This is a genomic window from Sinorhizobium fredii NGR234 (assembly GCF_000018545.1).
GTDB lineage: Bacteria > Pseudomonadota > Alphaproteobacteria > Rhizobiales > Rhizobiaceae > Sinorhizobium > Sinorhizobium fredii_A.
Genome location: NC_012587.1, coordinates 345,960 through 363,633 on the forward strand (window position 1 = coordinate 345,960; position 17,674 = coordinate 363,633).

Genomic DNA, 17,674 nt, shown 5'->3' on the forward strand with positions numbered 1-17,674 from the left:
ATCCTACCGCCCGGGGGCGGGTCCGGTCGAAGCGCGCACGATCAGCTCGGCGCGCCAAAGCTCCTGTTCCGGATAGTCGCCGCGGCCGACGATCCCGCCGATCAGCCGTGTCGCGATGCGCGCTCCGGCTGCCCGAAGCGACGAGCGCGTCGTCGTCAGCGGCACGCTGAAGTTCTCCGGCTTCAGCATCGGCAGGACATCGTCATGGGCGATGATCGAAATGTCGCTGCCGAGGACGAGCCCCGCTCGATTGATCGCGCGCACCGCGCCGAGCGCCAGCACCGTGCTGGAACAGAGAACCGCGGTCGGCGGGTCCGGTCGTTCAAGAAAGTGCTGCATGCTTCGATAGCCGTATTCGTCCGCCATGACCGAATGATGAACGAGCTCTTCGTCAAGGCCGAGGCCCCACTCCTCCAGCGCCCGCGTCACTCCTTTTTTCCGGCGCATCGAAAAGGCGAGATAATCCGGCCCGTTGATCAGCCCGATCCGGTGATGCCCGAGTTGCAGGAGCAGCTTGGTCGCGTCGTAGAAGGCCTGCGTATTGTCGATATCGAGGAACGGATAGTCGCGCGGGCCGCCAATCGAACGGCCGTGGACGACGAAGGGAATCGACAGCGCCTTCAGCATGGGGATGCGGGGATCGTTGGCGCGCATATAGGCCAGGAAGACCGCATCGACATTGCCGCTCGCCGCCAGCCGCCGAAACGTCGCCTCCTCGTCATCAGGAGCGCTCGGGTTGATCACGAAGTGGAAGTCATGCTTTACCGATTCCTCTGCGAGGCCCGCGAGAAATTCGCCGAAATGGATGTCGGAATCGATTCCGGGCGCGATCGGCATCACTAGCCCGATCGAATAGGCCTTTCCCGTCGCCAGCCGCTGGGCGGCGCGATTCGGCCGGTAGCCGGTCTCGCGCACCGCCTGCAGCACCCTTTGACGCGTTTCCGCATTGACTTCCGGATAGCCGTTGAGGGCGCGGCTGACCGTCGTTTGCGATAGGCCGAGGATCTCCGCCAATTGCTTCAGGTTGACCGCCATGGTCGATTTCCTCTCAAAGCGCTTTGGATATCCACGTTATTTTTCGCTCTTTTGGCAAGCGCCAACTTGTCCTGATATCACCCGTTCGGCGCTCTACAAAGCGCGAAACAGCCATTTCGCGCTGCAAAATCATGCCGCAACGCAAAATATTGCAGCGCAGCGAGCATCCCGCGGAAAGCTCTTGACTCTTTCTCGGCGGCAATGGAGTGTGAGCAAACTCAAAGCGCTTTGAATATTGCGCCTTGACGATTCCACCCGTGGCGCAACGCCCGGGTTTCTTTTTGGGGAGGACCGGAACGTGAAGAGATCACTGCTGATTGGCGTGGCTGCGCTCGCTCTGCTTGCAGGGGCCGCCAGCGCTGCAGACCTGAAGTTCAAGCCGGGCGAAGATTCGAAGTTCAATTGGGGAAGCTTCGAGGAGTTCAAGAAGGGCCACGACCTGAAAGGCCAGACGCTGACGATCTTCGGTCCCTGGCGCGGCGAGGACGAGGCTCTGTTCAAGAGCGTGTTTGCCTATTTCGTCGAGGCGACGGGGGTCGAGGTCAAATATTCCTCCTCGGAGAACTATGAGCAGCAGATCGTCATCGACACCCAGGCAGGCAGCCCACCCGACGTTGCGATCCTTCCGCAACCGGGTCTGATTGCCGACCTGGCTGCGAAGGGCCTCCTGACGCCGCTCGGCGACGAAACCAAGCAATGGCTGCTCGACAACTATGCCGCCGGCCAGTCCTGGGTGGATCTCTCCACCTATAGCGGCAAGGACGGTGCCGCGGCGCTATACGCCTTCCCCTACAAGATCGACGTCAAGTCGCTCGTCTGGTACGTCCCGGAAAACTTCGAGGACGCCGGCTACGAAGTTCCCAAGACCATGGAAGAGCTGAAGGCTCTGACCGAGAAGATTGCCGCCGACGGCGAGAAGCCCTGGTGCATCGGTCTCGGCTCGGGCGGCGCGACCGGCTGGCCGGCGACGGATTGGGTCGAAGACCTGATGCTGCGCACGCAGTCACCCGAAGTTTACGACAAGTGGACCAAGAACGAAATTCCCTTCACGGATCCCGCAGTGACCGGCGCGCTCGACGAGTTCGGCTGGTTCGCACGGAACGACAAGTTCGTAGACGGCGGCGCGGCGGCGGTTGCCTCCACCGATTTCCGCGACAGCCCGAAAGGTCTCTTCGCCTCGCCGCCGAAGTGCTATCTGCACCATCAGGCCTCCTTCATCCCCTCCTTCTTCCCTGAAGGCACGGTGGTCGGCGAGGATGCCGACTTCTTCTACATGCCGCCCTACGAGAGCAAGAAGGAACTTGGCAATCCGGTGCTCGGCGCCGGCACGCTCGCGATGATCACCAAGGATACGCCGGCCGCGCGCGCCTTCATCGAGTTCCTGAAGACGCCGATCGCGCACGAGGTCTGGATGGCGCAGACGAGCTTCCTGACGCCCTATAAGAGCGTCAATGTCGAAGTCTACGGCAACCCGCCGCTGAAGAAGCAGGGCGAGATCCTGCTCAATGCCACCACCTTCCGCTTCGACGGTTCGGACCTGATGCCCGGCAAGATCGGCGCGGGCGCACTCTGGACCGGCATGGTCGACTATGTCGGGGGCAAGTCCTCCGCCGACGTTGCGGCCGATGTCCAGAAGGCCTGGGACGCCATCAAGTAAAGCCTGGGGCAGCGGGCGGCATGTCCCGTCCGCTGCCTTCCCTTCGGATCGGCCCGCCTACTGCATGATTCCTTAAATCGTAGCCGATTTAAGGAATCATGCAGCAAGTCCAAGGGCTACAGCGACATTTGCGGGTCTGACAAGACGCGCGCCGCTGTAGGCGGGTATCCCAACAAAAAAACGAATGCCGCCGTCATGCAATGCGCCTGGAGCGTCCCGTTCCGGAGGCGTTTGAGGGGAGGGATGTGTCATGCAGCTGCTCGCTGCCATTCTGACGATGATAGTTGGCGTCCTGGCCTGCGCGGCCTATTTCTGGGCGACCAATTTCATTCTTGATCGGATTTTTCCGTCGAAGGGGCTGTCGGGTGTCACCGCCTCCCGCAATCTGCGAATCACCAATGCCATCCGGCCGTGGCTGTTCCTGGCGCCGGCTCTGTTCGCGTTGACAATCTATCTCATCTATCCGGTCGTCCAATCCGTGTGGCTCAGCTTCCACGACAGGGGCGGCCAGAGTTTCGTCGGCGCGCGCAACTACAGTTGGATGATCAACGACGGTGAATTCCGCCAGTCGATCTTCAACAACTTCCTCTGGCTGCTGGTCGTTCCTGCTCTCTCGACCTTCTTCGGCCTGATCATCGCGGCGCTGACCGATCGCATCTGGTGGGGCAATATCGCCAAGACGCTGATCTTCATGCCGATGGCGATCTCCTTCGTCGGCGCCGCGGTCATCTGGAAATTCATCTATGACTATCGTGCCGAAGGCTCCGAGCAGATTGGCCTGCTGAACGCGATCGTCGTCGCCTTCGGCGGCGCGCCTGAGGCCTGGATCACGCTACCCTTCTGGAACAACTTCTTCCTGATGGTCATCCTCATCTGGATCCAGACGGGCTTTGCCATGGTCATCCTCTCGGCGGCGCTGCGCGGCATTCCGGAGGAAACGATCGAGGCGGCGGTGATCGACGGTGCCAATGGCTGGCAGATTTTCTTCAAGATCATGGTGCCGCAGATCTGGGGCACGATCGCGGTCGTCTGGACGACCATCACCATCCTTGTCCTGAAGGTCTTCGATATCGTGCTGGCGATGACGAACGGCCAGTGGCAGAGCCAGGTGCTCGCCAACCTGATGTTCGACTGGATGTTCCGCGGCGGCGGTGACTTCGGCCGCGGCGCATCGATCGCCGTCGTCATCATGGTGCTCGTCATTCCGATCATGATCTGGAACATCCGCAACGCAACCAAGGAATCGGGGGGCCACTGAGATGAATCCGTCGACGCGTTCTCCGCTCACCTGGGCCGTCCATCTTTCGGTCCTGCTTTTGGTCGTTCTCTGGACCATGCCGACCGCCGGGCTCCTGATCTCGTCGCTGCGCGACAAGGACCAACTCGCCGTTTCCGGCTGGTGGACGGCGCTGGCCACCTCGTCGCGCAACGATGTGGCGCGTGCCCCTTCGGCCGACAGCCAGGTCGAACGGGACGGCAAGTTCGTGATCTCCGGCAACCTGCTCGAGGGGCAGGGTGGCGGTCAGATTTCCGCCTTCGGCTTCTCCAGCCGTGAGCCGGGGAAGTTCAAGGCCGGCGAGACGGCCGAACTCAATGACGGCGAGAGGCTGACGGTGCAGGCCGACGGCAGCTTCGAGATCGTCTCGGACACAAAGATGGAAGGATCGCGCGGCCAGCGCATCTTCTATACCGCCGCCACGCCACCGCGCTTCACCATCGATAACTACATCGAAGTGCTGAGCGCGGCCGGCATCGGCACGTCGTTCCTCAATTCGCTGACGGTCGCGATTCCCTCGACGGTGATTCCGATCCTGATTGCGGCTTTTGCAGCCTATGCACTTGCCTGGATGCCTTTCCCCGGCCGCGCGATCCTGCTCGCCGTCGTCGTCGGCCTGCTTGTCGTGCCGCTGCAGATGTCGCTTATCCCGCTGCTGCAGCTTTATAACGGTGTCGGGGCTTTCTTCGGCGTCCCGGCCAAGACTTATATGGGCATTTGGCTCGCCCATACCGGCTTCGGACTGCCGCTGGCGATCTATCTCCTGCGCAACTACATGGCCGGCCTGCCGCGCGAGATCATGGAGTCTGCCCGTGTCGACGGCGCCAGCGATTTCGATATCTTCGTCAAGATAATATTGCCGCTGTCGTTCCCGGCGCTCGCCTCCTTCGCCATCTTCCAGTTTCTCTGGACTTGGAACGATCTGCTCGTAGCCATCGTCTTCCTCGGCGCGGGCGAGGATTCGCTGGTGCTGACCGGCCGCCTGGTCAACCTTCTCGGCTCACGCGGCGGCAATTGGGAAATTCTCACCGCCTCCGCCTTCATAACCATCGTCGTTCCGCTGATCGTCTTCTTCGCGCTGCAACGCTACCTCGTGCGTGGCCTGTTGGCGGGATCGGTCAAGGGCGGCTGACACTCAAGACAGGACTTTAAATTCGCATGACCAAGACTGAAACGAGCGGCGCAATCCTGACGGCCGACAAGGACTGGTGGCGTGGCGCGGTGATCTACCAGATCTATCCGCGCTCCTTCCAGGATACCAACGGCGACGGCATCGGCGACCTGAAAGGCATCACCGCCCGCCTGCCACATGTGGCGGCGCTCGGCGCAGACGCCATCTGGATCTCGCCCTTCTTCACCTCGCCGATGCGGGATTTCGGCTACGACGTCTCCAATTACACGGATGTCGACCCGATCTTCGGTACGCTCAAGGATTTCGATCTGCTGATCGCCGAAGCCCATCGTCTTGGCCTTCGGGTGATGATCGATCTCGTGCTGTCGCACACGTCCGACCAGCATCCGTGGTTCGTCGAGAGCCGCTCGAGCCGCAGCAACGCCAAGGCCGACTGGTATGTCTGGGCGAATTCCAAGCCGGATGGCACGCCGCCGAACAATTGGCTGTCAATCTTCGGCGGCTCCGCCTGGGCCTGGGATCCGACGCGGTTGCAATATTACCTGCATAACTTCCTGACGGCCCAGCCCGATCTCAACCTGCACAACCGGCAAGTGCAGGAGGCGCTTCTTGCCGTCGAGCGCTTCTGGCTGGAGCGCGGCGTCGATGGCTTCCGCCTCGACACGATCAATTTCTATTTCCATGACAGAGAGCTGCGCGACAACCCGGCGCTGGCGCCGGAGCGCCGCAACGCGTCGACCGCGCCGGCCGTCAATCCGTATAATTACCAGGAGCATATCTACGACAAGAACCGGCCCGAGAACCTGGAATTCCTTAAGCGCTTCCGCGCCGTGATGGACGAATTCCCGGCGATTGCCGCCGTCGGCGAGGTCGGCGACAGCCAGCGCGGCCTCGAAATCGCCGGCGAATACACCTCGGGCGGCGACAAGGTGCAGATGTGCTATGCCTTCGAGTTCCTGTCGCCGGATCCGCTGACGCCGGAACGCGTCGTCGAGGTGATGCGCGACTTCCAGAAGGTGGCGCCGGAAGGCTGGGCCTGCTGGGCCTTTGCCAACCACGATGTGGTGCGCCATGTGAGCCGCTGGGGCTCCGGCGTTGCCGATCACGCCGGTCACGCCAAGATGCTGGCGAGCCTTATGATGTCGCTGCGCGGCTCGGTCTGCCTCTATCAGGGCGAGGAGCTGGCGCTGCCGGAAGCGGAGCTCGCCTACGAGGACCTCCAGGACCCTTACGGCATTCAGTTCTGGCCCGATTTCAAGGGCCGCGACGGCTGCCGGACGCCGATGGTGTGGGAGGGCCTGCCGGATGGCGGCTTCAGCAGCGCCAAACCCTGGCTGCCGATTCCGGAGGCTCACCTTCCGCAGGCCGTCGCCGTCCAGGAAGGCGACCCGGCCTCGGTGCTCGAGCACTATCGCCGCTTCCTCAATTTCAGGAAGGCGCATGCGGCCCTCGCCAAGGGGGACATCGAATTCGTCGAGACGCGGGCGCCGCTCCTCGGCTTTTTGAGGATCCACGGCAACGACAGGCTCTTCTGCCTCTTCAACATGGGCGAAGAGCCGGCGGCCGCGGATTTGCCGGAAGGGACGGTCGAGCCGCTCGACGGCCACGGCTTCATCTCTGATATAAGGGACAACAAGATCAGTCTTCCGGCCTGGGGCGCGTTCTTCGCGCGCCTGGCCTAGAAAACCGAGGGGAGGATGCAATGACGGGTCTGCTGCTAAAAGACATCCGCAAGTCCTACGGGGCGGTCGATGTCATTCACGGTATCAATCTCGACATCAAGCAGGGTGAGTTCGTCGTCTTCGTCGGGCCGTCCGGTTGCGGGAAGTCGACGCTGCTGAGGATGATCGCCGGGCTTGAGGAGATCACCGGCGGCGACATGTTCATCGACGGCCAGCGAGTCAACGAGGTGCCGCCGTCGCAGCGCGGCATTGCCATGGTGTTCCAGTCCTATGCGCTCTACCCGCATATGACCGTCTACGACAACATGGCCTTCGGCATGCGGATCGCCAAGGAAACGAAGGAGGAGATCGATCGACGCGTCCGCTCGGCCGCAGACATCCTCCAGCTCACCAAATACCTCGATCGCCTTCCGAAGGCGCTCTCCGGCGGGCAGCGCCAGCGTGTCGCGATCGGTCGGGCGATCTGCCGCAACCCGAAGGTCTTCCTCTTCGACGAGCCGCTTTCCAACCTTGACGCGGCGCTGCGCGTCGCCACCCGCATCGAGATCGCCAAGCTCAGCGAGCGGATGGCCGATACGACGATGATCTATGTCACCCACGACCAGGTGGAGGCGATGACGCTCGCCGACCGCATCGTGGTTCTGTCTTTGGGTCACATCGAGCAGGTCGGCGCGCCGCTCGAGCTTTACGAGCGGCCGGCAAATCTCTTCGTCGCGCGCTTCATCGGCTCGCCGGCCATGAACGTCTTCCCCTCGACGATCACGGCGACCGGCGCGCAGACGACGGTGACGCTGGCGGGCGGCAAGTCCGTGACGCTCGACATCCCGACGAACGCGTCCGAAGCCGGCAAGAAGGCGAGCTTCGGCGTGCGTCCGGAGGACCTGCAGGTGACGGACGGCCAGGACTTCCTCTTCGAGGGCACGATCTCGATCGTCGAGGCGCTCGGCGAGGTGACGCTTCTCTACATCGAAGGCCTCGTCGAGAACGAGCCGATCATCGCCAAGATCCCCGGCATCCTCAAGGTCGGGCGCGGCGACAAGGTGCGCTTTACCGCCGATAAGGCGAAGCTACATCTCTTCGACGCCGACGGGCGCAGCTATCGCGCTTAAGCCGTTTCCCTTCCAATTCGCAAAACCCGCCTCGCATCCCGGGCGGGTTTTTGCATTCACCTCGCCGAGCCAAACCCTCTGTTAAATTTCATTGGGTAGCGTGGCCGCGATTGGAATGCGAAAGGTCTATTCGATGCGCAGCGATGCCCCTGTGATGCAACAGCACTTTCTCAACAAGGAAGAGTCGTTCATGTATGATCGGGAGGCGAACTTCCCGATGGAGGACACGCGCAACGACGCGCGGATCGAATTTACCGAGAAGGGAATGCAGAACCTTTCGTCGCGCCGCTGCGAGATCATCAAGCTGTCGAAGAGCAGCGCCGTCATCGGCATCGTCACGAAGTTCCAGCTGCCGCAGAATTTCTATCTCGACATCCCGAGTGCCCGCATTCCCCTGATCGGCTGCCTGCTGAAGCGGGTCCACGCCAACAACCTGATAGAGGCGCGCTTCCTGCGGCTCCTAAGCGACCGCGACCTGAACCGGATCTTCGTCTACAGTACCCATCCGAACCATCGCAACCGCACGCTCGACATCTATCGCTGACCGTGAAAAGCTTGATCGGCACGGGATCGGCTAATGAGAGCGGCCATGCAACGACCCTATCGCCTTTCCTGTCACTGCGGCGAAATCGCCATCGAGGTCGATGCTGAACTTTCGCGGCTCGTCGAGTGCAACTGTTCGACCTGCCGGCGCTCGGGCTTCTTGCATTGGAAGGTGGATGCCGCCGCCGTCAGGCTCCTCACGGAAAAGCGCCGTATGTCGACCTATATCTGGCGCGGCATCGGCGAGGGCCATCATTTCTGCCCGACTTGCGGCACCGCGATCCTGCGCAGCGGCTATCCCGGCGACCGCGTTTCGCTGAATGCCCGGTGCATCGAGGGCGTCGATGTGTTCACCCTCGAGGTCGATCGCTATGACGGCCGGAATGACATGCCTCCCGGACCGCTGCCATAAGCCAGCGATGGCGTCGGCGCCGGCGCCTCAGTTAAACAGAACGCTTCCCCCGTGATCGGCAGCACCGGCAATCTTGCGGAACGGCGCGAACAGTTCGCGGCCCATGCCGAACTCGTTGTCGGAAAGGTCGACATGCGCCGGCACGCGCGTCTTCAGTGCAATGTCATCGACCTTGACCTCGATCGTCCCCTTGACCGCGTCGATACGGATGATGTCGCCCTCCTGGATGCGGGCGATCGGCCCGCCGTCCTTGGCTTCCGGCGTGACGTGGATCGCTGCCGGCACCTTGCCGGAGGCGCCGGACATGCGGCCGTCGGTGACGAGCGCCACCTTCTGGCCGCGATCCTGCAGGATGCCGAGTATTGTCGTCAGCTTGTGCAGTTCCGGCATGCCGTTGGCCTTCGGGCCCTGGAAGCGAACGACGGCGATGAAGTCGCCTTCGAGCGTGCCCGCCTTGAAGGCGGCGTTCAATTCGGCCTGATCGTTGAAGATCTTGGCGGGGGCCTCGATGACATGGCGATCCGGCTTGACGGCCGAGATCTTGATGACCGCCTTGCCGATATTGCCGGTCAGCATCTTCAGGCCGCCGGTGTGTTGGAACGGCTGATCGATGGTTGAAAGCACCTTCGGATCGGCGCTCTCTTCGGGTGCCGGCTCGCGCTGGACGGTGCCCTTTTCGCCGAGTTTCACGTCGATCGCATAAGCTTCGAGTCCCTGGCCGTAGACGGTCCGGACGTCGTCGTGCAGCAGGCCGGTCTTCAGGAGCTGTGCGATCAGGAAGCCCATTCCGCCGGCCGCGTGGAAATGGTTCACGTCGGCAAGCCCGTTCGGATAGACGCGGGCGAGCAGTGGCACGATGTCGGAGAGCTCCGAGATATCCTGCCAGGTGAGCACGATGCCGGCGGCGCGCGCCATGGCGACGAGGTGCATGGTGTGGTTGGTCGAGCCGCCGGTCGCATGCAGGCCGACGACGCCGTTGACGATCGACCGCTCGTCGATCATCTCGCCGGCCGGCGTAAATTCGTTGCCCATTGCGGTGATCGCCAATGCCCGCTTCGCCGCTTCCTTGGTGAGCGCGTCGCGCAGCGGCGTGCCGGGATTGATGAAGGAGGCGCCCGGCAGGTGGAAACCCATGATCTCCATCAGCATCTGGTTGGAATTGGCCGTGCCGTAGAACGTACAGGTGCCTGGGCCGTGATAGGACTTCGATTCCGCCTCGAGCAGCTCGTCGCGGCCGACCTTGCCTTCGGCGAAGAGCTGGCGGACTTTTGCCTTCTCGTCGTTCGGCAGGCCCGAGGTCATCGGCCCGGCCGGTACGAAGACGGCGGGCAGGTGGCCGAAGGTCAGCGCCGCGATCACCAGCCCCGGCACGATCTTGTCGCAGACGCCGAGATAGACCGCCGCATCGAACATGTTGTGCGACAAGCCGATGCCGGCGGCCATGGCGATTAGGTCGCGAGAGAAGAGCGACAGTTCCATGCCGGGCTGGCCCTGGGTGACGCCGTCGCACATCGCCGGCACGCCGCCGGCGACCTGCGCCACGCCGCCCGCCTCGCGGGCCGCCTCGCGGATCAGCGCCGGATAGGTCTCGAACGGCTGATGCGCCGAGAGCATGTCGTTATAGGAGGTGATGATGCCGAGGTTCGGGACGCGGTCGCCGGCGAGCGCCACCTTCTCGGCGGGGGAACAGACGGCAAATCCGTGTGCCAGGTTACCGCAGCCGAGCACGCTGCGGTGCGGTCCGGTCGCTGCGGCGCTGCGGACGCGATCGAGGTAGGGTTCGCGATAGGGCTTCGAACGCTCGACGATCCGGGCGGTAATGGCGGCAATGCGGGAATCGGCGGACATGGCACATCCTGTTCCGGAGTCTTCGGACCCCTTGATCTTCATCCTGTCATCGGCTTACAGCGGCAATGGTTCCAGACGTGTGTCGCTGTAACGCTTTTGAATTTCTGTATCTTGTCCGGACGCGTCAGGGCGCCCAGTAGATCTGCAGCGGCGATGCCGCCCGCCGCAGCATGGCGCGGATCGGCATTTCGGTCTCCTCGCCCGCTGCTTCCGCCCGGCCAAGGACCTCCCTCTTTCCCTCGCCCTCGATGTGCAGGACCAGATATCCGGCATCATGAAGGCTGGAGAAGGTAAAGGTGAGGCGGGTTTCGCCGGCCCCGGCGGCCTCCATGGTGATCACGCCGCGTCGGGTCGCCGGGTCGAGCGCCTCTTCGAGGCGCGTCCCGCCGGGAAAGAACGACGCCGTATGCCCGTCCGTTCCCATGCCGAGAACGACGACGTCGAAGGGGGCAGCGATGCCGGCCGTTTTCTCGCTTGCGATCGCAGCCGCAGCCTCGGCCGTCGCAGCGGCGTGATAGAGCGGCACGAACTGCGCCGCGGCCGCCCTGTTCTGCATCAGGTTGGCCGCGACGAGTGCGTGATTGGAACGGTCGCTTTCCGGCGGCACGAAGCGCTCGTCGACGAGCGTGATCGTCACCTTCGCCCAGTCGATATCGCGCGCGCACAGGGCGCGGAAAAACGCCTTCGGCGTCGAGCCGCCCGATACCGCGATGCTTGCCGCGCCGCGCTCTGCAATGGCGGCCGCGAGCCTGGCGCTCACCGCATCGGCAAGCCCCTCCGCCAGGGCCGCTCCGTTTTCGTAGGTATGCAGGGTCTCGCTCATCGGCCGGTCCTAGATCGTGTCGTTCCAGGTGCGGCCGTCGCGCTCGATCAGCGCGATCGCCTGGCTCGGCCCCCAGGTGCCGGCAGTGTAGCCCTGGACCTGTTGTCCAGCGGTTTCCCAGGCTTTGAGGATCGGATCGATCCATTGCCAGGCCGCCTCGACCTCGTCACGGCGCACGAACAGCGTCTGGTTGTTGCGGATGACGTCGAGCAGCAGCCGCTCATAGGCGTCGGCGTTGCGCACGCCGAAGGCCTCGGCGAAGCTCATGTCGAGCGGCACGTTCCTGAGGCGCATGCCGCCCGGTCCAGGATCCTTGATCATCAGCGATTGCTTGACGCCCTCGTTCGGCTGCAGGCGGATCATCAGCTGGTTGGCGGAGATGCGCCCGGCGCTGTTGTCGAAGATCGAATGCGGGATCTGCTTGAAGGTGATGACGATCTCCGACATGCGGCCGGCCATGCGCTTGCCGGTGCGGATGTAGAATGGCACGCCCGCCCAGCGCCAGTTGCTGATCTCGGCCTTGATCGCCACGAAGGTCTCCGTGTTGGAAACGCCGCCTTCGAGCTCTTCGAGATAACCCTTGACCGGACCGCCGGCCGATGCGCCGGCGCGATACTGGCCGCGCACCGTGACCTGCTCGACATTGGCGGCGGTGATCGGCTTCAGGGCGCGGAGGACTTTGAGCTTCTCGTCGCGCACCGCTTCCGCATCCATCGAGGTCGGTGCTTCCATCGCGACGAAGCAGACGAGCTGGAGAATATGGTTCTGCACCATGTCACGCAGTGCGCCCGCCTTATCGTAGTAGCCGGCCCGATTTTCCAGGCCGACCGATTCGGCGACGGTGATCTGCACATGGTCGATATGGGCCGAATTCCACAGCGGCTCGTAGAGCGCGTTGGCGAAGCGCAGCGCCATCAGGTTCTGCACCGTTTCCTTGCCCAGATAGTGGTCGATGCGGAAGATCTGCTCTTCGCGGAACACCTTGCCGATCGTGTCGTTCAACTCGGTCGCCGAAGCGAGATCCCGTCCGATCGGCTTTTCGACGACGATGCGGGTGTTCCTGGTGATGAGCTTGTGATCGCGGATCTTTTCCGAGATATCGCCGAAGATCGCCGGCCCGACGGCAAGATAGAAGGCGCGGGTGCGATCCTTGCCTTCGTCCAGTATCTTCTTGAGATCGTCCCAGCCCTGCTCGGACTTGGCGTCGACGGAGACGTAGTGGAGCCGCGAGGTGAATGTCTCCACCTCCGCCTCGTCGAACTCGCCGGGCTTCAGGTGTTCCTTCAGCGCATCGGAGGCGAATTGGCGATATTCCCCATCGGTGAGGGCGGCGCGCGAGGCGCCGATGATTCGCGTCGGCTCGGAGAACTGGCCTTCGATCTGCCGATGGTAGAGGGCCGGCAACAGCTTGCGCTCCGCAAGATCGCCGGTGCCGCCGAACACGACATAGTCAAACGGTTCGACAGGAATGATCTGGCTGCTCATGGGATGTTCTCGATCTCGTTCAGGTCGGGGCAGATATAATCTAATCGATTTAAAAGCGCTAGGGTGCAACGCAACAAAATCGTATCTGCCCAAGTTTTCGAAAGCACGAAGCTCTACAGATGGATCCTTCCCAAGGAGTCGGGTCCGGCTTCAGAAGCATGCGGCTCTAAAGTCGATCGCGCAAGGCATACCAGCTCAGCGCAAGGAAGAGCAGGACCGATCGGAAGCGTGTTCCTCCGGGGAAAGCCGGTATTTTCAGCTCTCTCAGAAGCTCCAGCTCCGTCGCTCTGCCGAGCGCGAGGCCGGCATAGAGCTTGCCGCAATAGTTGGCGAGCATGACGCCGTGGCCGGAATAGCCGCCGATACTCGTCACTCCCGGCATGACCTCGCGGCAGAAGGGTTGGCGCGGCATGGTGATGCCAACCGAGCCCCCCCAGGCATGGGTGATGTCGATGTCGGCAAGCGCCGGGTAGATCTCGTGGATCTGGCGGCGAATGTGGCTCGAAATGTCGCGCGGGTTGTCGGCGGTGTAGGCTTCGCGCCCGCCGAACAGCAGCCGGCCATCCTTCGACTTGCGGAAATAGCGCACCACGAAGCGCGAGTCGTCGACGGACTCGCCACCGGGAAGAATGTCCGGGTGGTCCCTCAATACCGGTGTGGCGCCGATGAAGGAGCGGATCGGCATGACATGGCTGGCGGTCACCGGCTCGAGATCGCCGATATAGGCGTTGCAGGCGATCAATGCCCGGTCTGCGGTAATCGTGCCGCGGCTCGTCTCGATGACGACCGCGCCGCCCTTTTTCTCGATTTTCAGCGCCTTCGTCTGTTCATAGAGATTGGCTCCGGCAAGCGCCGCCTGCCTAGTCAGGCCGACCAGCAGCTTCATCGGATGGATATGGCCGGTGCCGGTGTCGCGGATGCCGAAGTGGTAATGGCTCGAGCCGAGCCGGCTTGACGTCTCCTCACGATCCATGAAGGTGAGATGCGGATAGCCGAACCGCTCGGCCATCGCATCGACATGGCGGCGATAGTCGGTCTCGAAGCTCTTCTTGTGACTGACAGAGAGCTGGCCGGGCACAAATTCGATGTCGATCCTGTGCTCGCTGGCGAAGTCGAGTACGTAGCGCTTGGCGTTTTCCGCCATGTCGAAAAGCAGTTGCGCCCGCTCGTGCCCGAGCGTCTCTTCCGCTTCGTCGGCCCAGGCGCGCTGGCCCGTGCCGAATTGCCCGCCGTTGCGCCCCGAGGCGCCGTCGCCGAATCGGCAGGCGTCGATCAGCGTCACATCGGCGCCGCCCTTCGCAAGGTTGTAGGCCGCCTGCAGCCCGGTATAGCCGCCGCCGACAATGGCGACGTCGGCCCGCCGCGAGCCCGGCATGGCCGGATAGCCAGGCCTGTCCGGGACGGTCGCCTCGTACCAGGAGATTCCGGGCGAGATCGGGCTTTGCCATTCCATTCCGAATGCTCCTCGTGTCAGACGTTGAGGAGCAGGAATTCACGTTCCCACGGGCTGATGACCTGCATGAAGGTCTCGAACTCGCCGCGCTTCACGCCGGCATAGATGGCGATGAACTCGGCGCTGAAGACCTCTGCCAACGAAGGCTCGGATTCGAGCAGCGAGATGGCTTCGAGCAGGCCGCGCGGCAGATCGATCTCGCCCTCATTGGCGGTGTCTTCCGAGGGCGGCGTCGGCTGCAGGTCCTCCATGATGCCGAGATAGCCGCAGCCGAGCGAGGCGGCGAGTGCCAGATACGGGTTCGCATCGGAGCTCGGCAGGCGGTTTTCGATGCGCCTGGCGACCGGGTCCGAGACCGGAATGCGGAACGCCGTCGTCCGGTTGTCGTAACCCCAGGCCGTGTTGACCGGCGCCGACATGTCCGGCGTCAGCCGCCGGTAGGAGTTCACGTAAGGCGCCATCATCGACAGCGTCTTCGGCACGTAATGCTGCATGCCGCCTATGAAGGCGAAGAACTCCTTGGAAGGCGAGCCGTCCGGGCTGGAGAAGATATTGCGGCCGGTCTCGATATCGATGACCGACTGATGGATGTGCATCGCCGACCCCGGCTGGCCCTGCATCGGTTTTGCCATGAAGGTGGCGTAGATGCCGTGCTTGAGCGCCGCTTCGCGGATCGTGCGCTTGAACATGAAGACTTGGTCGGCCAGTTCGATCGGATCGCCGTGCCTCAGGTTGATCTCGAGCTGCGCCGGCCCCTCCTCGTGGATCAGCGTGTCGATCTCGAGCCCCTGCTTTTCCGAGAAATGGTAGATGTCGTCGATCAGTTCATCGAATTCGTTGATGCCGGCGATGGAATAGCCCTGGCCGCCGAGAATGGAGCGTCCGGAGCGACCCTTCGGCGGGCGCAGCGGATAGTCCGGATCGTCGTTCTGGGCGACGAGATAGAACTCGATCTCGGGCGCGACGACCGGTTTCCAGCCCTTCTGGCGATAGAGGTCGAGGACGCGCTTCAGGACGTTGCGCGGCGTGTAGCTGATCTGCTCGCCCTGCGAGCCGACGATATCGCAGATCACCTGCGCGGTCGGATCGCTTTCCCACGGGACGATGGAAATGGTCGAAAGGTCCGGCACCAGCTTGATGTCGCTGTCGCGGGAGTCGTAGCGGAACTGGCCGGTCTCCTCCGGATACTCGCCGGAAATCGTGTGGCGGTAGATCGCCGATGGCAGCGCCAGCGATGTATTGGACGTGAATTTCGAGGTCGGCATCATCTTGCCGCGCGGCACGCCGGCCAGGTCGGGGGTGATGCACTCGATATCTTCAATGCCGCGGATTTTCAGCCAGTCGACCGCCTCCTTCCAGGTCTTGACGCCTCGTGGCGCATGCAGGGCAAGGGGGACTCCTGAACTCTTGCTGACCTTTGCCGTTTGTTGGCCAACGCTTCTCTTGGAAGACATAAATCACCGGATTCTGCTTCGGATAGCGCATCATAGCTGCACCGCGGCAATTGGCTACTGCATGTTTCCTTAAATCGGATCCGATTTAAGGAAACATGCAGGATCTCAAATTAACAGCGACCTTGTGCCTCTGAAGACGCACGGCGCTGTGTGTGCTTCGCAATTGACTTTTCGCCCTTCGCCGGAGAGGAAGGCGGGAAACCCTAAGAGGGCATTGCGTGATCGAGACACAGGATGTGGTGATCATCGGGGCGGGCGCCGCCGGCATGATGTGCGCAATCGAGGCGGGAAAGCGCGGCCGCCGCGTCGTCGTCATCGACCATGCCAGGGCACCCGGCGAGAAGATCCGCATTTCAGGCGGCGGCCGCTGCAATTTCACCAATATTCATGCCGGTCCGAAGAACTTCCTTTCCGACAATCCGCATTTCTGCAAATCGGCGCTTGCCCGCTATCGCCCGCAGGATTTCGTATCGCTCGTCGAGCGGCACGGCATCGCCTGGCATGAGAAGACGCTGGGGCAGCTTTTCTGCGACCATTCGGCCAAGGACATCATCCGCATGCTGCTTGCGGAGATGAAGGAGGTAGGCGCGATGCTGCGGCTCGAGACGACGATCTCGGCCGTGGAACGGACCGCCTCGGGTTTCCGTGTGGCGACCAGCGCCGGAACGGTCGATACCGCGTCGCTTGTGGTTGCGAGCGGCGGCAAATCCATCCCGAAGATGGGCGCGACGGGGCTTGCCTATCGGATTGCCGAGCAGTTCGGCCTGCCGGTCGTCGAGACGCGGCCAGCACTGGTGCCATTTACGCTCGATCCGGCCCAACTCGAAAAGCTCGGCGGCCTTGCCGGTGTGGCGGCCGACGCCGAAGTCCGCTTCGGCAAAATTGCCTTCCGCGAGGCGGTGCTCGTCACCCATCGCGGTTTGAGCGGGCCGGCGATCCTGCAGATCTCCTCCTATTGGCGCGAGGGCGCGGAGATCGTCCTCAGATTGATGCCCGACATCGACATTGCCTCGATCCTCAAGGGCATGCGCCGCACGGGCGGCCGCCAGGCGGCGCAGACCGCCCTTGCCGACATCCTGCCGCGGCGGCTCGCGCAATTCTTCGCCGAGGAGGCAAAGCTTGCCGGGCGCCTGCTTGCCGATCTCTCCGACAAGGCGATCGATGCACTGTCGGCTTCCATTCAGGCCTGGACCTTGAAGCCGGCCGGAACCGAGGGCTACCGGACCGCCGAGGTGACGCTTGGCGGGGTCGACACGCGCGCCCTCGACTCACGCACCATGCGAGCGACGAACATTCCCGGCCTCTATTTCATCGGCGAATGCGTCGACGTGACCGGATGGCTGGGCGGCTATAACTTTCAATGGGCCTGGGCTTCCGGCTTCGCCGCCGGTCAAGACGTGTAACGCCGGCGCAAAAATGGTGATTTGCGTCTTCAGCCATTCTTAAGGGAAATAATCGAACCTGCTTTGCATGGCTCCACAGCCGGCAGAGGACTGGCGGAACGGTCCAAGACAGAGACCAGACTGTTTCCAATTCATGGCCTTTCCTCAGCCGCAGGATGGTAGCACCATGAAGCGCATGGCATGACCCCAATGGTCCTGCCAAACAGGAAGGACTGGATGCCATGACCCAGAAACGTCGCCGTCCCCATGCCATTGCCATCGCCCGCGCCGATGAGAGCCGCTCGCAAGGCGAATTGATCGCTTTCGCCGCGACCCTTGCGTTTTTCGCGATCGCCGCATCGGCAGTTTTCTCCGCTCTCTGA

The 17,674-nt window shown here is 62.7% G+C and carries 16 protein-coding genes; 10 read left to right on the plus strand and 6 right to left on the minus strand.

What is annotated here, in order from left to right:
• Window positions 1–3 precede the first annotated feature (3 nt).
• Window positions 4–1,035, minus strand: coding sequence for a substrate-binding domain-containing protein (locus NGR_RS12905; protein WP_012706892.1), 1,032 nt, complete (start codon window positions 1,033–1,035; stop codon window positions 4–6).
• Here NGR_RS12905 and NGR_RS12910 point away from each other — a divergent pair.
• From NGR_RS12910 to NGR_RS12945, 8 genes are all read left to right on the plus strand, one after another.
• Complete coding sequence (locus NGR_RS12910; RefSeq protein WP_164924172.1) at window positions 1,034–1,267, plus strand: hypothetical protein; 234 nt, start codon at window positions 1,034–1,036, stop codon at window positions 1,265–1,267. The genes NGR_RS12905 and NGR_RS12910 overlap by 2 nt on opposite strands.
• A gap of 66 nt (window positions 1,268–1,333) precedes the next feature.
• Entirely contained in the window at window positions 1,334–2,692 is a 1,359-nt protein-coding gene (locus NGR_RS12915) for an ABC transporter substrate-binding protein (protein WP_012706893.1), read from the plus strand.
• A 250-nt stretch (window positions 2,693–2,942) separates the two neighbouring features.
• On the plus strand, window positions 2,943–3,950 hold the full coding sequence (locus NGR_RS12920) for a carbohydrate ABC transporter permease (protein WP_012706894.1): 1,008 nt from the start codon (window positions 2,943–2,945) through the stop codon (window positions 3,948–3,950).
• Window position 3,951: 1 nt separating this feature from the next.
• The gene (locus NGR_RS12925; protein ID WP_012706895.1) at window positions 3,952–5,100 is read left to right on the plus strand and encodes a carbohydrate ABC transporter permease; all 1,149 of its coding nucleotides are present in this window, start codon (window positions 3,952–3,954) and stop codon (window positions 5,098–5,100) included.
• A 26-nt stretch (window positions 5,101–5,126) separates the two neighbouring features.
• Window positions 5,127–6,782, plus strand: coding sequence for an alpha-glucosidase (locus NGR_RS12930; protein ID WP_012706896.1), 1,656 nt, complete (start codon window positions 5,127–5,129; stop codon window positions 6,780–6,782).
• A gap of 20 nt (window positions 6,783–6,802) precedes the next feature.
• Window positions 6,803–7,891, plus strand: coding sequence for an ABC transporter ATP-binding protein (locus NGR_RS12935; protein WP_012706897.1), 1,089 nt, complete (start codon window positions 6,803–6,805; stop codon window positions 7,889–7,891).
• A gap of 133 nt (window positions 7,892–8,024) precedes the next feature.
• Complete coding sequence (locus NGR_RS12940) at window positions 8,025–8,435, plus strand: hypothetical protein (protein WP_164924581.1); 411 nt, start codon at window positions 8,025–8,027, stop codon at window positions 8,433–8,435.
• 45 nt (window positions 8,436–8,480) lie between these two features.
• The gene (locus NGR_RS12945) at window positions 8,481–8,846 is read left to right on the plus strand and encodes a GFA family protein (RefSeq protein WP_240545179.1); all 366 of its coding nucleotides are present in this window, start codon (window positions 8,481–8,483) and stop codon (window positions 8,844–8,846) included.
• A gap of 27 nt (window positions 8,847–8,873) precedes the next feature.
• On the opposite strand, the gene edd is transcribed toward NGR_RS12945, so the two are convergent.
• The 5 genes from edd to NGR_RS12970 form a co-directional block, all read right to left on the minus strand.
• Window positions 8,874–10,694 carry a phosphogluconate dehydratase gene (edd, locus tag NGR_RS12950; protein ID WP_012706900.1) on the minus strand — a complete coding sequence of 607 codons (1,821 nt, stop codon included), beginning with the start codon at window positions 10,692–10,694 and terminating at the stop codon, window positions 8,874–8,876.
• 124 nt (window positions 10,695–10,818) lie between these two features.
• On the minus strand, window positions 10,819–11,517 hold the full coding sequence (gene pgl / locus NGR_RS12955) for a 6-phosphogluconolactonase (protein WP_012706901.1): 699 nt from the start codon (window positions 11,515–11,517) through the stop codon (window positions 10,819–10,821).
• A 9-nt stretch (window positions 11,518–11,526) separates the two neighbouring features.
• The gene (gene zwf / locus NGR_RS12960; protein ID WP_012706902.1) at window positions 11,527–13,002 is read right to left on the minus strand and encodes a glucose-6-phosphate dehydrogenase; all 1,476 of its coding nucleotides are present in this window, start codon (window positions 13,000–13,002) and stop codon (window positions 11,527–11,529) included.
• Between the two features lie 166 nt (window positions 13,003–13,168).
• Window positions 13,169–14,455, minus strand: a complete 1,287-nt coding sequence (locus NGR_RS12965; RefSeq protein ID WP_012706903.1) for an NAD(P)/FAD-dependent oxidoreductase — start codon at window positions 14,453–14,455, stop codon at window positions 13,169–13,171.
• A gap of 17 nt (window positions 14,456–14,472) precedes the next feature.
• On the minus strand, window positions 14,473–15,909 hold the full coding sequence (locus NGR_RS12970; RefSeq protein ID WP_012706904.1) for a glutamine synthetase family protein: 1,437 nt from the start codon (window positions 15,907–15,909) through the stop codon (window positions 14,473–14,475).
• 218 nt (window positions 15,910–16,127) lie between these two features.
• Between NGR_RS12970 and NGR_RS12975 the strand changes: the two genes are divergently transcribed.
• Together NGR_RS12975 and NGR_RS32310 are read left to right on the plus strand one after the other, a co-directional pair.
• Window positions 16,128–17,312 (plus strand): NAD(P)/FAD-dependent oxidoreductase, encoded by a 1,185-nt coding sequence (locus NGR_RS12975; protein ID WP_012706905.1) that lies wholly within the window; start codon window positions 16,128–16,130, stop codon window positions 17,310–17,312.
• 221 nt (window positions 17,313–17,533) lie between these two features.
• Entirely contained in the window at window positions 17,534–17,674 is a 141-nt protein-coding gene (locus NGR_RS32310; RefSeq protein WP_165447143.1) for a hypothetical protein, read from the plus strand.

Excerpts from the sequence above, each read along its gene's own strand:
- edd (WP_012706900.1), bottom strand. The coding sequence starts at position 10,694 with ATGTCCGCCGATTCCCGCATTGCCGCCATTACCGCCCGGATCGTCGAG.
- NGR_RS12905 (WP_012706892.1), bottom strand. The coding sequence starts at position 1,035 with ATGGCGGTCAACCTGAAGCAATTGGCGGAGATCCTCGGCCTATCGCAA.
- NGR_RS12925 (WP_012706895.1), top strand. The coding sequence starts at position 3,952 with ATGAATCCGTCGACGCGTTCTCCGCTCACCTGGGCCGTCCATCTTTCG.
- NGR_RS12970 (WP_012706904.1), bottom strand. The coding sequence starts at position 15,909 with ATGTCTTCCAAGAGAAGCGTTGGCCAACAAACGGCAAAGGTCAGCAAG.
- zwf (WP_012706902.1), bottom strand. The coding sequence starts at position 13,002 with ATGAGCAGCCAGATCATTCCTGTCGAACCGTTTGACTATGTCGTGTTC.
- NGR_RS12920 (WP_012706894.1), top strand. The coding sequence starts at position 2,943 with ATGCAGCTGCTCGCTGCCATTCTGACGATGATAGTTGGCGTCCTGGCC.
- NGR_RS12940 (WP_164924581.1), top strand. The coding sequence starts at position 8,025 with ATGCGCAGCGATGCCCCTGTGATGCAACAGCACTTTCTCAACAAGGAA.
- NGR_RS12910 (WP_164924172.1), top strand. The coding sequence starts at position 1,034 with ATGGTCGATTTCCTCTCAAAGCGCTTTGGATATCCACGTTATTTTTCG.
- pgl (WP_012706901.1), bottom strand. The coding sequence starts at position 11,517 with ATGAGCGAGACCCTGCATACCTACGAAAACGGAGCGGCCCTGGCGGAG.
- NGR_RS12945 (WP_240545179.1), top strand. The coding sequence starts at position 8,481 with ATGCAACGACCCTATCGCCTTTCCTGTCACTGCGGCGAAATCGCCATC.
- NGR_RS12930 (WP_012706896.1), top strand. The coding sequence starts at position 5,127 with ATGACCAAGACTGAAACGAGCGGCGCAATCCTGACGGCCGACAAGGAC.
- NGR_RS12935 (WP_012706897.1), top strand. The coding sequence starts at position 6,803 with ATGACGGGTCTGCTGCTAAAAGACATCCGCAAGTCCTACGGGGCGGTC.
- NGR_RS32310 (WP_165447143.1), top strand. The coding sequence starts at position 17,534 with ATGACCCAGAAACGTCGCCGTCCCCATGCCATTGCCATCGCCCGCGCC.
- NGR_RS12965 (WP_012706903.1), bottom strand. The coding sequence starts at position 14,455 with ATGGAATGGCAAAGCCCGATCTCGCCCGGAATCTCCTGGTACGAGGCG.